The organism is Ignavibacteriota bacterium, from assembly GCA_016212665.1.
GTDB lineage: Bacteria > Bacteroidota > Ignavibacteria > UBA10030 > SZUA-254 > FW602-bin19.
In genome coordinates, this window is record JACREZ010000032.1 from 1 (window position 1) to 13,648 (window position 13,648).

At 34.7% G+C, this 13,648-nt stretch carries 15 protein-coding genes; 1 reads left to right on the forward strand and 14 read right to left on the reverse strand.

The window, feature by feature from the left end:
- Nucleotides 1-304 precede the first annotated feature (304 nt).
- The gene (locus HY960_10545) at nt 305-2,464 is read left to right on the forward strand and encodes a TIR domain-containing protein (GenBank protein ID MBI5216179.1); all 2,160 of its coding nucleotides are present in this window, start codon (nt 305-307) and stop codon (nt 2,462-2,464) included.
- Nucleotides 2,465-2,511: 47 nt separating this feature from the next.
- On the opposite strand, the gene HY960_10550 is transcribed toward HY960_10545, so the two are convergent.
- The 14 genes from HY960_10550 to HY960_10615 all read right to left on the reverse strand — a co-directional run bounded on the left by HY960_10550 (nt 2,512) and on the right by HY960_10615 (nt 13,646).
- A complete protein-coding gene (locus tag HY960_10550; protein MBI5216180.1) occupies nt 2,512-4,875 on the reverse strand; it encodes a T9SS type A sorting domain-containing protein in 2,364 nt (787 codons plus the stop codon).
- Nucleotides 4,876-4,953: 78 nt separating this feature from the next.
- Nucleotides 4,954-5,400 carry a hypothetical protein gene (locus HY960_10555; GenBank protein MBI5216181.1) on the reverse strand — a complete coding sequence of 149 codons (447 nt, stop codon included), beginning with the start codon at nt 5,398-5,400 and terminating at the stop codon, nt 4,954-4,956.
- Between the two features lie 116 nt (nt 5,401-5,516).
- A complete protein-coding gene (locus HY960_10560) occupies nt 5,517-7,103 on the reverse strand; it encodes an aminotransferase class V-fold PLP-dependent enzyme (GenBank protein ID MBI5216182.1) in 1,587 nt (528 codons plus the stop codon).
- A gap of 145 nt (nt 7,104-7,248) precedes the next feature.
- Nucleotides 7,249-8,409, reverse strand: coding sequence for an amino acid ABC transporter substrate-binding protein (locus HY960_10565; protein MBI5216183.1), 1,161 nt, complete (start codon nt 8,407-8,409; stop codon nt 7,249-7,251).
- A 43-nt stretch (nt 8,410-8,452) separates the two neighbouring features.
- On the reverse strand, nt 8,453-8,743 hold the full coding sequence (locus HY960_10570; protein ID MBI5216184.1) for a hypothetical protein: 291 nt from the start codon (nt 8,741-8,743) through the stop codon (nt 8,453-8,455).
- Nucleotides 8,740-9,102, reverse strand: a complete 363-nt coding sequence (locus HY960_10575) for a TIR domain-containing protein (protein ID MBI5216185.1) — start codon at nt 9,100-9,102, stop codon at nt 8,740-8,742. Before HY960_10575 ends, HY960_10570 begins: the two co-directional genes overlap by 4 nt.
- A gap of 15 nt (nt 9,103-9,117) precedes the next feature.
- Entirely contained in the window at nt 9,118-9,609 is a 492-nt protein-coding gene (locus HY960_10580; protein ID MBI5216186.1) for a TIR domain-containing protein, read from the reverse strand.
- Between the two features lie 10 nt (nt 9,610-9,619).
- Nucleotides 9,620-10,018, reverse strand: coding sequence for a hypothetical protein (locus HY960_10585; protein MBI5216187.1), 399 nt, complete (start codon nt 10,016-10,018; stop codon nt 9,620-9,622).
- Between the two features lie 186 nt (nt 10,019-10,204).
- Complete coding sequence (locus HY960_10590) at nt 10,205-10,399, reverse strand: DUF1508 domain-containing protein (GenBank protein ID MBI5216188.1); 195 nt, start codon at nt 10,397-10,399, stop codon at nt 10,205-10,207.
- Between the two features lie 84 nt (nt 10,400-10,483).
- Nucleotides 10,484-11,569, reverse strand: coding sequence for a hypothetical protein (locus HY960_10595; GenBank protein ID MBI5216189.1), 1,086 nt, complete (start codon nt 11,567-11,569; stop codon nt 10,484-10,486).
- A gap of 3 nt (nt 11,570-11,572) precedes the next feature.
- Complete coding sequence (locus HY960_10600; protein MBI5216190.1) at nt 11,573-11,971, reverse strand: hypothetical protein; 399 nt, start codon at nt 11,969-11,971, stop codon at nt 11,573-11,575.
- A 67-nt stretch (nt 11,972-12,038) separates the two neighbouring features.
- Nucleotides 12,039-12,353: a hypothetical protein gene (locus tag HY960_10605; protein ID MBI5216191.1), complete on the reverse strand. Its 315-nt coding sequence runs from the start codon at nt 12,351-12,353 to the stop codon at nt 12,039-12,041.
- 15 nt (nt 12,354-12,368) lie between these two features.
- Nucleotides 12,369-12,686: a hypothetical protein gene (locus tag HY960_10610; GenBank protein MBI5216192.1), complete on the reverse strand. Its 318-nt coding sequence runs from the start codon at nt 12,684-12,686 to the stop codon at nt 12,369-12,371.
- A gap of 114 nt (nt 12,687-12,800) precedes the next feature.
- Entirely contained in the window at nt 12,801-13,646 is an 846-nt protein-coding gene (locus tag HY960_10615) for a hypothetical protein (GenBank protein MBI5216193.1), read from the reverse strand.
- Nucleotides 13,647-13,648 lie beyond the last annotated feature (2 nt).

Sequence of the window (13,648 nt, forward strand, 5' to 3'; positions counted from 1 at the left end):
AACTGAAATAATATCGTTCTTTGATTTCATGTAAATATTCTTGTTTTGCTGCATGAGTCACTACCGAATTCCTTGAAATTGTTGGGTTACCTAACTTATGAGGCAACGACTCCATTTTCAAACCCTTTCGGTTACATTTTTATGAGTCAACTCGACGCCCTCTAATGATTTTATTTTACGAACAATTATTCTATCTTCTCCCGATGTTTTATTGAAGAGTTTATTGTTTATTCATTTATAAAGAAAAAGTGTAAGGCAATCTCTTATATTGTCATTGCTTGAAATACCCATTAAGGATTTTCCTATGAAATATGTTTTCATCAGTTACTCGCACAAAAACAAACAGCGGGTTTACCAAATCAAAGAATTTCTTGAATCGAACGGAATAAAAACATGGATTGATGAAAAAGGAATTGGTGGGGGTGATTCCATCCCCGGTGAAATTGCTGAGGCTCTCAATAATGCAACGGCTTTTATTTGTTTGATTTCTTCTGCTTATATGAAATCAAAGTTTTGTCTGCGCGAATTGGAAATGGCAATGAATACTAATAAAACCATAATTCCACTTCGCTTAGACCGTACTCCTTTTATTCCTAACCTTACCCTAATTATTGGAACCACCAAATACATTGACCTCACTTCATACAGAACTTATCAGCATAAATTAAAAGAAGTAATTAGTAGCATAGAAAATATTGGAATAACTTCAACACAAAATAATCTCAACCATCATTCTCTTCCCTTTCTGGAATATATTTTAATAGTCATACAGCATCACAAAAAAAACATTGCTTTATTAGTATTACTTTTATTAACGATCTTTTTAATTTCAATATTCAACAAAAACAATATTACAAAAACGAATCAACAACATGAATTAAGTTACACAACAAAACGCATACTCATTTTACCTTTTGAACAAATTGGCGATTCAACCGATCTAAATACTACATATGGTATTACGAAAGGGCTGAATGATTACTTAGCAGAACAATTGCCAAATGTAGGCATAAGTGTATTTACTTTACCAGAAAATGCTGATTATAAAACATTTTCAAACAAACAAAGTGAATTAGCAGAATTTGTGATTATCGGAGATGTTCAACGGCTAGAAGACCATCTTAATATTAAGATACTATTCGGAAATACAATGAACGATTCACTTCTTTGGAAAAAAGATTACTCACCAATTAAGATTGAAGATATTGAATATGCAATCTATTATGATTGTTACAAACAAATTTCTGAAAAATTGGGATTACCGATTGAAGCACGACTAATCGAAAAATATGAAACACGAGCTTGGGACGCTTTCAATGAAGGTTTGAATTACGGAAGAAAACCCAAATCAGCCCAAGAGAATAAACTTTCTATGAGAAATTATCAAAAGTCAGTTGAAATTGACCCAGACTTTTATTTAGCATATTGTCATTTGGCAGGTAGTCAGTTATTTCAATATCAAAACTTTGATAATGATAGTGGTTGGATTAGTAAAGCAGAAAGGAATTTAAACAAAGCATTTCAACTTGATAGTTCACGAGCAGAAGTGTACTGGCATAGAGGAAGAATCCTAGAAATAAGAAATCAAAAAGATTCTGCTCTTAATTTATATAACCAGGCATTGAAACGAAATCCCAATCTTTATCAGGTATATTTATACATTGGCAATATCTACTTTCAGCAAAATAAGTATCAGGAAGCTTTTGAACAATTCAAGAAAGCCTATCAATTAAATCGGGTTGACCATCTTACCATAATGAATTTGGGTGCTACTTCTATTGAGTTAGAGCAATACTCAGAAGCCATTCATTATTTGAATAAAGCACTAACTTTAGACTCAACCGAAGAACTGATATTTTCCAATTTGGCTCTCTCTTATCAAAAAAATCATGATTTTAGAAACGCAGATGAAAATTATCGAAAAGCATATGCTCTTGATCCTGAAAATACATTAAATGACTATTCAGAATTTCTTTTGATTACAGAACAATTCACTGTTGCTGATTCTTTATTGTCGCTTCCACTTTCAACCACGAAAACAACAACAGTATTGAAAAATTATCACAGGGGATTTGTGAAATATTTCCTTCGACAAGAGAATTTAGCAAAACAATTTTGGAAACATGCCCTAACAATTATTAATGAATTACTCAAGCAAAATATAAATGACCAGACAATTTTGAGGTTAAGGGCTCTGTGCTATTCTGCACTCAATAACAAAGAGAAATCACTTTATTTTGGAAAACAAATTTTGTTATCTGATTCCACAAACATAGAACACGTTCTCTTAATGGCAAAAATTCATGCAAATTTATCTGAAAAAGAGAAAATGTTTGAATGGATCAAAAAAGCATACAATATTGAACCTTCGACCATAACACAAAATGGCTTCAATTCAGAAGTCGAATTCATACGGTATCAACATGACCCTTCGGTTGAAATATTTTTTAGTGTTCATCATTAATTGATTGCTTTCAAAATAATATCACGAAGTGTTCAATATTCCAACTCTTATCGTATAAATATCATTTTTTTCACTTCGATAAAATTACCGGTCTTCAATTTGTAATAATAGACACCGCTCGCACTACCTGAACCATTCCAAGAAACTGTCTTATATCCAACATCTTGAACTTCATCAACAAGAGTAACCACGTGTTGTCCAAGGAGATTGTAAACGTTCAGCGACACATGTGTGTGAACAGGTAACTGATAACGAATCACAGTTGACGAATTGAATGGATTCGGATAATTTTGATACAAAGCAAAAGTGCTGGGTATTCCTGCCGAGATGGATGAAGCAAGTAGTAATTTAATGCTCTCCTTCTCATCATTTAACATAATTGAAGATGTCCCGGACAATATAATTTGTTTTTCAGCAACACGCAGGGATGCCGCTCCACTATGTTGATGCACATCCCAAGATATTGTTATCGGATATTTTACAGAATGTAACTTTACACCTATTTCTCTACTCTCCGATGTTTCTGCGCACACTAACCAAGTATTTGTGCTGTAGCGTATATCAAAAACTCCATTCGGCGGCAACGGTGGTAATTCGTAGTCTGTTTCTTTCACATTGTCATTGGGGAAACTGAAAAATAATTTTTTTGTTTTTCCGTCACTATCTGTCAAGGTTAGGTAATTGAAATTCAGAGCATCTTCACGTACCGTATTAGTTCGATGAGTCAATGGAGTAATGGATTTTTTTAGGACTAATTTTCCACTAATGCTTGATTTAACCCAATACGCTTTCATTGGCTGCAATACTTCGGTTGGGAAATAGCCTTCATCATAACTGTAAAAAGGAGTTAAAACAATCGAACCCGGTAATTTTTCAATTGAATCAGTACTTATAGGAATACTTAATGTGCCTATCATATTCCAACCAGAGTGTAGCTTCATTGTATCTGAAATTCTCACATCACCCAACATTGATATATTTGTTGCATATGGAAATTTTAGCCAATAACCGACACCGACTTTCAAAGACTCTTTTGCAACATATCCAAAACCTGAGTCAAACGAATAAGCTAAAGAATTCGACGTCTTGAATAGCGAGTCTTTTAATGTTTTATCAACTTTTAAAGAAACTGATATCATATTCCAACCTTTCTTAACATTTGATTCTGATATATATCCATCCAAGATCTCTAAACTATTTTCATCTGTCTGCGCTCGTACTTCATCCTGTTTATATCGTAATTGTAAAGTTGCACGTGACATGTCATCCGTCGTCGCTCGTATCAAATACATTCTATTCACCCGCGCTTCACCCTTATCGCTTGGAACAGATTCCACCCGCAGATTTTGCTTCGGTAACCCGATGCGAGCTTTGCGAGTTGACTTTATTTCTTTTTTGTTGTCGTCAGGCATCGCACTTAATCCCCAAGTACTTGTAGTATCGAATGTATAATATGAAGTTGTCCTTACCCAGTTCACTGAAGTATCACGTGTACTTGTTAGTCTGCGGAATACTTTTGTGGTATCTGCTAACGTATCCGGAATTGTAGTTATTTCCGTCCACACCGGAGGAGTGCCTTCTGTATATTCTATATAGGTTAAAGGGCTTTCAAATCGGTACGTTACATATAAGCTTGATGTCTTTCTTTTAATGGTTCCGGAAGGAATCATCCCGCCTCCTTGAATCGCTGTATCTGCGCTTTCTATTATGAGCGTATCCTGCAAACGTAAACCCAAAGAATCATTTAGTAACAGGGTATTCATAATGCCGATTGTTCCCGATGTAGTTGTATTCGCTCCATTTACAGTAAGATTATAAAATCTCGTCTGAGAGATAATTTTAGAATCATCACCGGCAAATTCAATTGTTGAAATCGTCGTATCAAATGTGCCGTTGTTTATCCAACTTCCATATACTATAATCCCCGGTTGTCCGGCTTTAAGTATTCCACCGGAATCTATGTTCACGTCGTTCGCAATGCTCATATAATTGAAAGCGCTCGAAGGAAATATTAGGTTTCCTCCAGCTTTGATCAACAAACCACAAATCGAATCTTGAGAAGGAAATAAGGAATCAATATTAATATTGACTGTCTTGGAATCAATAACAGCAACCTCGCTTGGGAGTGGAACATGACCTAAAAACCAATTCGCGTCCACTTCCCAATCGCCACTGTCTGCACCAATATACTTGTTTTCTGTACATACATTAGAATAATTGTATATCAATTGAGAGTCATATATTGCTGGAGCAACGTTACCCTTACCCCCTTTTTGATAAATATTGATATTTGTATTGTCATCCAAGATGAACGGGAGAACATCACCTTTTGAGGTGACAACAATGCGTTGTTGTGCAACATTTGGCAACGATAAAATTATTGTTAAAAAAATAATAGTAAAGAACTTCATGGGTTTTCCTTTTCTGATAGTGAATTAGAACTATTGAATTAAACCATCCTCATTTTCCTAAATTCATGTTTCTGCAAACTACATGGATTGAATAGAGGTGTTCTGCTTATCTTTAAAACTCTTTGCCCGCTCAGTAATCTCCCCCGCAATCTTGAAACACCCCTGAAGAATGTTATTTCTTTTTCTGATACTTCTCAGGAATAATCCCCCCGCTAAGAAGAACAACGAAAGAAGAAACAGGAAAAATCGTACAAACGACTTGAGAGTGTTAAACGCCTCAATATTTATTTCTGTTGTCGCCGTTACTCCTTCTGCCACTTGTTCTGTGGCAACGAACGGATTGTATGACCACAACCAGAATAAGCAAATAATACAAAGCAAAAAGAAAAGGTAATTGAGCAATTCAAAAATTAGAATTACTCCTTTCTTTAACCAACGAACAAGTAACTTTTGTTTTGCTAAAGATTGGATTGCTATTGATTTTTGAAGAGTGAAGTCTGTAAAGTTTTGTATTGATTCGAGCATTTTAGTTATTTCAAATGAACAATGTAATTTTCGTTCGTGTAGATTTTTTTTCTGTAATAAATAGTAATGCCTTAGTTCTTGTTGTCTTGCTTAAACCATGCCAGTTTATTAAAAAATTATCTTTCTGTTGAATTCATTAAGTAATATACCAACTGATTAATTTGTCTTTCACCGCAAAAATAATGAAACGAAAATCTCAATATTTTTTCTTTTTCAAAACTTTGAGTTGTGACGTTAAATTTAGTGAGAAGATTAACTCTAATCTTTTCAGCATCCTCGGAATAAATGCTTACTATTCCACCTTTATAATTTGTGTTAATAATCTTTATCCCATAAACTTCTGAAAGACATTCAGAAAAATATTTAGATAAATATGTATTGTGTTTTTCTATTTTATCTTGTCCTATTTTAATAAATTCATCCAGCATAATTGATAAGCTAATCAAGGGTTCTATATCAATTGTTTCTTTAAAATCTTCAATAGTATAGTTATAATGTGAAAATGAGCGATTAGTTTGAACAATTGTATCTGTATTAATTCCGGCTTTTATTAACAATTCTGGACAATGAAATAATATCCCACTCGTTGTTTTACCCAATAACCATTTATGTCCACAACATGCGTAAAAGTGTACTAACGACATTATTTTTTCGTCAACAACAATATTACCAAATGCTTGCGCACCATCTAAAACAATTATTATTCGATTATCACTTATCTCATTAATAGATCCTAGCAACGTACAAACATCTAACGAAGTACCAGATTTATAATAAATATGCGACAATAAAATTATCAATTTCCCACTTAAATTCTTTCCCTTCCAATCAGAAATATTTTGCTTCAATTCTGCAATTAAGTAATCAGTACTAAATGTACCTTTTATAATTTCATTATGGAGTTTTATCTCATAACGAAAACATTTATTATAATCATTTTTAATAATTTTAATTATCGATTCATAATCTGCATCTGAGTGGATGATACAATTTGTTTGATTGTTTTCGATAATTTTAGAGAAAGCGTATCTAATTGAATCTGTTGTACTATTATGTAGTGTAATTCTATTTTCTAGATTAATCTGTTGTGTTGGAGAGATAAAATGTGATAGTTTGGTAAATATATTCCTATAACCATTAAATCTTGATTCATTATTTCCCCTCACAATATAATTAGTAACTATCTCGCTCGATGGAATATTTCCTTTTTTTCTTCTGTAATATTGTAATTCAGTTGTGGTTTCAATCGCTTCACCTCCTATAGAAGCTGTATTAAATGAAATCTCCGTAAAGGTATAATTATTTATCGCTGTAAGATGTTTTGACAGATGTAGAATATATCTAATAACATAAAACACTACTGGTAATATAAACGTAATTAAGCCAAAATAGCTAGTAAAAACGTTAGTACCACATAAATGTGCTAATGGAATTGTTACCGAAACAGTTACAATTACTAAAAATATTTCAATAATGTTATTAATAGGAAGAAATATTGTATCTATTTTTGAATCTATTTTACTGGGTTTATACAAAAACTGAATGTAAGTTTGAAAACTAATTTTTAGAAATTTTGAATTGAAAAGGAATAGAATTCCAACTAGAACTAATGTTGTAAAAGGATCTGAAAGCCAATAGTTTAGAATATATTCCCACCACATTTCTGTTTTTAGTACATCCCAACTAAAAATAGAATTTTCCATTCCGAACTTAATCAAACTCCATGACAGTGAGCAAATTATTAATAAAAAAATGAATTTAAATATAGAATATCTGCACAGTAATGATACCGTACTATATTGTAACAACATTTGGTATAATGTTGAAAAGGAGGTTCTAACGGTTTTCCTAAGGTAATTTATCATTTAACATGTTATAAATTCTAAATTTTGCATACACATTTTGACCATTAATAAATGAATATTTATTGATCAATTTTGCTTGTATTTTGTCATCATTTTTTAGGGTACTAATTGTTTCTACTAGGTCTTGCTTGGACCTTTTATGATTGAATATCAATTTTTCTATCGAATGTTTTAATATTCTAAATGCGTCATATCCAAATATAGAATACCCATGTAATTTTTTCTTACTCAACGTATCTATTGTGTTGTTATCTGGAAAAGATAATAGGACATTTTTTTTATATTTTATTTCTTCTAACCATCTGCCATAAGCGCCGTCACTAAAGAGAATTGGCTCGGGCATTTTTAGTTTTGATTTTTTAATTAATATTTCTTTTGCGTCTTGTTGGTAGCTGAATGCTATCCAGCCATTTATCCCAATTTGTTTACCATAGTTTAATGTTCCAACCAGATCAGTAGTAGTGCTAATTGAAAAAGGAATGATATGATTAATTCCTATTTGAACTTGTAACTGTTGGAGTAAGTCAAATCCATAAGTCGTGGGAGAATATAGAATTCCCAATTGTAGATCTTTGTTATTTTTTAGATTAGAAGTTTTGCTCCATTTTACAATCTCCTCAATCTGTTTCTTATTATTTGCTAATAATCTAAAGGCGATTTTTTCATATCCAATTAAAATATCATCTGCAGTTGCGATTGTAATCAACACAGGTATATTATATAATTTGCCTATTTCTAAACATCCAGTTATTGATTGCGAAGTATTTGCAGCTATAATTCCAACCACCTTGTCCGAAGCAATAACTTTAATAAGGTTGTCCTTTACGTTTTCAATCAGTTCAGCTGTTTGAGATAACATCGAACTTGGTGAAACATCACTTACTAAATTTTCTGTTATATTCAAGAAAATAATTTTATAATTTTTATTATCTTCCTCATTAATTGCAATGTCTACTCCATTACGAATCATATTTCCAAATGATTCTTGCTTAGAAAAATCTCCAACAATTATTATTGTATTCCTTCCTTCAAAAATTTCTACTTTACTACTTAAAATATTTGGTATGCTAAAATGAGCGTTTAGTACAATGAAAGAAAAAAAGAGAAACCAAAATAATAATTTCCATTTTGCTTGTATTAACATGATGGTAGATGTTCTAATTTATTCTTAATAGTTTTATGAAAATTCATCTACCCCCCACCCACTCCACCACCCCGCGCATATCTACCGACTCCGCAAACGCAATCATCTCATCAATCTTATCAACGGCGTCCATGTCGTACTTGGAGCCTTCGGGGAATACGGGGGCGAGCCGGTGGTAGCGCTCGGACAGTATTTGTTTGCATTGATAGTCGGCGATGCCGTTTATTCCATCAAGCATTAAACTTACCAACGGCTTTGCCCACTGTGCGTATCCCCAATTTCGTATCGTTTGAACAGTCAAACACACTGTTTGGTCATTTGCACATAAGTTCATAAATATTGTTTCCTCTTAATACCGTTCCACAAATCCAACGAGGGTAATCTCCCCTTCCCATCGGTGTCTTCATCTTCTCGATAGAAGGTTAGCAATGTCATCGGGTTCGATTGTGCAAATCTTGCTTCTATCCACTCATGATTATGAGTATCATTCCCTATCAAGACTAAAATTATCGCCGCTCCTTCTATTTTACTTTTGATATGTTGACGAATTAATTCTTTCCCCTGTTGACGTTTATCTTCGGTTTCATGTGTAATTATTACGTCGCCAAGTTTTTTTTCTGAAACGCACTTTTGAATAGTATGTATTTTGTTGTTATCCTCGTGGACACAACTAATGAAGATTGACTTACTCATATGTACTCCGTTCTGTTACCTTCCTGCTTTCTGAGCGGCTAACTCAATCCACTTTCCAATGTTGTCATATCCATTATTATCCACCCAATCATAGCACGGATAGTTAGTACTGAAATATATCGGGTTTCCTTTTTCATCATACCCGATAGCACCAAAGTGATTTGAACCCTTTACAGAGGTTTGTTCATTCCTATCTCGTAATTGATGAATGTAAATGCCAAGTAATCCATTTCCTTTTTGAAAACTTTGCTGAAGTTCATATTGTACGTAAGGACGATTGCTCGTGTCAGAACCAAGCAACACAACTGTTACCGAGGTTCCATCAAGTTGCTTATTAATCCAGCGTTTGACAGACTCCTCACCTTCTTTTTCAACCTTTTCAAATTCTGCCGCATCAATAAACCCGGCAATTTCTCTATCTTCTTTGGTGATCCAACTATTTCTTACCTGATTGGCTCGCCAGACATCATTTTTATAATGGAAACTAAAAAATACTCTTCTTGCCATGCCTTCTCTTTTACAATGAATATTTTATTACAATAATTATTGAAAATATAATAATCCCATGAAACACCAGAATTGTTTGTGAGACTAATGCCCTTACCATCGAACCTGCATCTTCTTCTACACAAGATGTATTCATGGAAAAATCTATCTTTGCTTCAGTAAGTAATCTTACTCTCTCGTACAACTTTCTAAACAACCGCTCTTGCCAAAGATAATACCCATCTAACGCCCAAAATATTATCGCCGGGAAATATGCCAGATACATAAAAGATGTATTCGATTCTTTCTGTGCTAAGGCGAATAACGCTGCAACGAGTGTTATTATCCACCCCTTTAGTAAAAACGAATTACTCGCCATTCGATTAATGACGCCTTGAATCATCTCAAGATGCGCGCGTTTGTTTTCCATATTCGGACGTAGTTCCTTCAAATGTCCACGTTAGCGTTGAATCTTTTCGGACGTCATGCACCATTTCACGACTCTGTTCTTCTGTCATGGCGTGACCGTGACAGCCGAATCAATAATAGTTGCTATTTCTGGCATGTGTTGTTTTTTCTAATAATTTCAAAACAGCTTATTACCTGACGGTAATTATCATTTCAAATTTTCTACTTTATTACTTAATTCAACAATTGAAGCATCTGTTGATATCTTTACTAATAAAATAGCATTGATACAATCTTGTTTTGTGAGATAGTTTTCACTTGATTCCGCTATCTTCTTATTGTTTGTCGCGACTAAATTCCAACGCCACAAATCAAATTTATCTTTGTGCATATAGAAAATCATATTGTTTATACCTACTTCTTGTTCGTATGAATCATTTCAAGATACTTTCCTTCTGACAGGATCAGATAATGAAAGCCATGCTCATTAGAAATTCCATTCCGGTGTAGCAAATCGAACATTGAACGAAGTAGTAAGAACGTCTTCTTGTTGTTCTTCCTTCTGCCAATGAAGAGAGCCTTCTACCCAAACGCCGTTAAGGACATTAAGTTCGAATCCTGTTGCAATACCGAACGCTAGTTCATGCTGGTATTTACCGATGAAGTCGCCTTCAAGAAAACCTTTGGCTGAGTTACTACCGTAATATCCTCGAAACACTCCGTTCATTTCCCACTCCGTCCATTGTTGTAATTGGTTTCTTTGAATATTTGTGTGAAGATTAATGAGCAACTGCACATCATCTCCGAAAAGAGGAAAACCACCAGTAACCCAAAGACCATGCTTAGCAAGCGAATAGTTCTTTAATACTGAATCTGTTGAGAATGCGGCGACTGCTATACCAAGTTCTATAATAGTCTTATTCCAATTATTCATCTTAACAGAATCTCTCATTTCTTCAATTTTCATATCCACTCTCTTAGATGCACATTCATCAATTACAATATTATCTGTTTCGGTCATATTAAATTCATCAATTTTCAATTCAAGCGCGCATTGTTTAATTATTTCATTATATACATGCAACTTGTTTACAAGCAACTGTGTATAGGTATCATTGGTTCGCATATCTGTTTCATCATACAACGTAAATCGTAATCCCAATCCTAGTTCACGTTCTCCGGTAGTTGATTGTTTCGAGGCAAAAGAAATTCTCGCCCTGTTGACAAATCTATACCAACTGTCATTGATGTATTTATACAGATCTTGTTTTCCGAGCAACATTCCTGGTGCTATTTCCAGCGCACCTCCTCCCTCCAATAAATTTTGTACACTTACAGCAATTTCCCTTATACTTCCCGGCTTTAAAATAATATCCTGTTCGAGTCCTAGAATTGTAGACGCTGGCGCAGAAGGAACGGCATAATCAATTCTCGCCTTTTCCGATGCTTTATCTATTTCAGGTATTTTAATTTCTTGACTGAATGTGCTAGCAGAGACGAATAATAACGCAGACGAAATAACAAGAATGAACAATCCTGTTCGATATTTCTTTTCCAAAAAAGACACTTTCATAAATTAATTTCCCTCCTTAATGAACTCAACAGCAAATAGTTCTCTTGCATAAGAACCGGAAATACTTTTCTCAGTTGTACTCAGCGTTAACTCATTATTCCCCTGCTTTAGTAATAATGTAATTTCGTACATCCCTCCTTTACCATCTTGGTCACATATAGATATATAAATAAAAAGTCGTCTGCCAATATTCACATTTGAAGGTAAAGGAAGAGAAAACTTATCAAGTTCAGCCGTCGCGTTATCTCCTTTCACAGGAAATCCCTGAACAGTATTATTCGTTCCTTGCAAACGAAGGTCTGCATCATAAACGCAGAGCAAATGGGTATTGAATTGTAGCTCAAATGTAACAACTTCATCGGCCGATGAAATAGCAAATTTATTTTTTATTGGTATCGACATAGAACAGTCCTTTAATTTTTTGATTGATATTGAATTATATGATAATATTTTTTTTAAGTTTTCTTCTTCACATTGTTGCGCCGCTCCAAAAGCAATTTCCTTCCTGGTCTTTGTTCCAAACAGAATTGCCGTTTACACTCTCACCACTATCAATTATCTCAGTATATTGAAGCGTCGTACCCGGAGGTACTGTTCGAACTATTGGCGCACGAGTGGAGGGAACATTTTTTCTGATATTCACTCTTATCGTTGTTACAACAGAACCCGACTCTCTACGACTGTTGTATTCTGAAGAGCCAGTTCCCGTACATTCATTGTATTCCTGAACAACATCACGTAGAAATTGGTCGTATGTTCTTCTGCTATGTGCTAGACCGCTCACCGGGTCTGTCTTCCTTTATAAACCCAAATCATTTATTGACATGGTGATTCCAAAAACAGGGATATAAATATTATAGATAGTCTGAAAACGAATCTGGTCCCAGATACGCAACAAATCCCTTGCATGATATAGTGAGTGTTTAGCTGTTTCTGCAATTTCCTTCCCCTGATGATAATGGAGATCATCCAATATCGCCGGGTCAGATTTCATACCATCAGGTAATTCTAACAACGAAACAGCAGAGTTATAAGAATAGACCTGATAATCTATCCAACTGTTTGACCGAGCATTCCAAAATGTTATGAAAATAACTATGGCAGCAAACTGAAGCATAAAGAATACTGTCGCAGATTCCTTAATTTCTGTTAGACAGAGATTGTTATTCTCATGCATAAAAGAACACCTTGGGTAGTTTTGATAAACAAACAGTACATACTCGGAACATTCTTACGCCGGAACAATCTTCTCTCTTGTTTCTCCGTTGGGCATTTCCACTTTCGACCAAGTCTGATCTGCTTCCCGCAACGTAAGTTTTATTGATGTTATTTTCTCCGTCGCTATTGTTTGCAGTTCGCTTGCGGTCACTAATACGTCGAGTCGATCAGGTGAAACAGGCATTGCTTTGAGTACGGTTTCAACAATTTCCTGAATCTGCACAGCAACTTTGTCTTCAAAACCACCGGAGTTAATTAATTCATTTTCTGCCCACGTAGTACCGGGAGGAACAGTCGTTGTAGCAGTAGTCGTGGTTGTTGCTTTCTTCGTTGGTGTTGGTGTTTTAATCGGAAGGTCATCATCCACAGCTGTTTTTGCCGGACCGATTATGATTCCGAGAGGAAGCATGCTGATGAAGAAGTTTCGTATTTTGCCAGCCGCAGAGTAGGAAAACTGCTTAATGTCGAACACAACACTAACTGGTAATAAATCGGATAGACTTTGCACTAAATGGCTCTGATTATTTCTCCACGCTTTTGCTGCATCCGGATATTTTTTTGCCAATGCCGAAAGCGCGGTGTTGCTTTCTACAAGTGTTGTTATATACTTATCCAGTCGCGACACAACTTCTGCCTTAGATGTTTCATCGAGAACTTTTCCCGATACAGGTGTAGAGGTAAAAGCGACTTTCAAGTCAACTACTACTTCTTCAAGTGAGAACTTTGGAATAGGAAAATCTACTAGTAATGAATGACGTTTATACATTTCCGCAATTTCAAGAACTGCAAGGTCTGCTTGACTGCACCCTTTCACCATCTGGCTAAGGAGAGCGCTTGTAACATTATTTAACGTTGCCATTG

Bases quoted from the DNA above. Each gene is read 5' to 3' on its own strand.
- HY960_10590 (MBI5216188.1), bottom strand. From the start codon at position 10,399: ATGATTTTCTATATGCACAAAGATAAATTTGATTTGTGGCGTTGGAAT.
- HY960_10545 (MBI5216179.1), top strand. From the start codon at position 305: ATGAAATATGTTTTCATCAGTTACTCGCACAAAAACAAACAGCGGGTT.
- HY960_10560 (MBI5216182.1), bottom strand. From the start codon at position 7,103: ATGGAAAATTCTATTTTTAGTTGGGATGTACTAAAAACAGAAATGTGG.
- HY960_10615 (MBI5216193.1), bottom strand. From the start codon at position 13,646: ATGGCAACGTTAAATAATGTTACAAGCGCTCTCCTTAGCCAGATGGTG.
- HY960_10585 (MBI5216187.1), bottom strand. From the start codon at position 10,018: ATGGAAAACAAACGCGCGCATCTTGAGATGATTCAAGGCGTCATTAAT.
- HY960_10600 (MBI5216190.1), bottom strand. From the start codon at position 11,971: ATGTCGATACCAATAAAAAATAAATTTGCTATTTCATCGGCCGATGAA.
- HY960_10575 (MBI5216185.1), bottom strand. From the start codon at position 9,102: ATGAGTAAGTCAATCTTCATTAGTTGTGTCCACGAGGATAACAACAAA.
- HY960_10555 (MBI5216181.1), bottom strand. From the start codon at position 5,400: ATGCTCGAATCAATACAAAACTTTACAGACTTCACTCTTCAAAAATCA.
- HY960_10570 (MBI5216184.1), bottom strand. From the start codon at position 8,743: ATGAACTTATGTGCAAATGACCAAACAGTGTGTTTGACTGTTCAAACG.
- HY960_10565 (MBI5216183.1), bottom strand. From the start codon at position 8,409: ATGTTAATACAAGCAAAATGGAAATTATTATTTTGGTTTCTCTTTTTT.
- HY960_10595 (MBI5216189.1), bottom strand. From the start codon at position 11,569: ATGAAAGTGTCTTTTTTGGAAAAGAAATATCGAACAGGATTGTTCATT.
- HY960_10610 (MBI5216192.1), bottom strand. From the start codon at position 12,686: ATGCTTCAGTTTGCTGCCATAGTTATTTTCATAACATTTTGGAATGCT.
- HY960_10580 (MBI5216186.1), bottom strand. From the start codon at position 9,609: ATGGCAAGAAGAGTATTTTTTAGTTTCCATTATAAAAATGATGTCTGG.
- HY960_10550 (MBI5216180.1), bottom strand. From the start codon at position 4,875: ATGAAGTTCTTTACTATTATTTTTTTAACAATAATTTTATCGTTGCCA.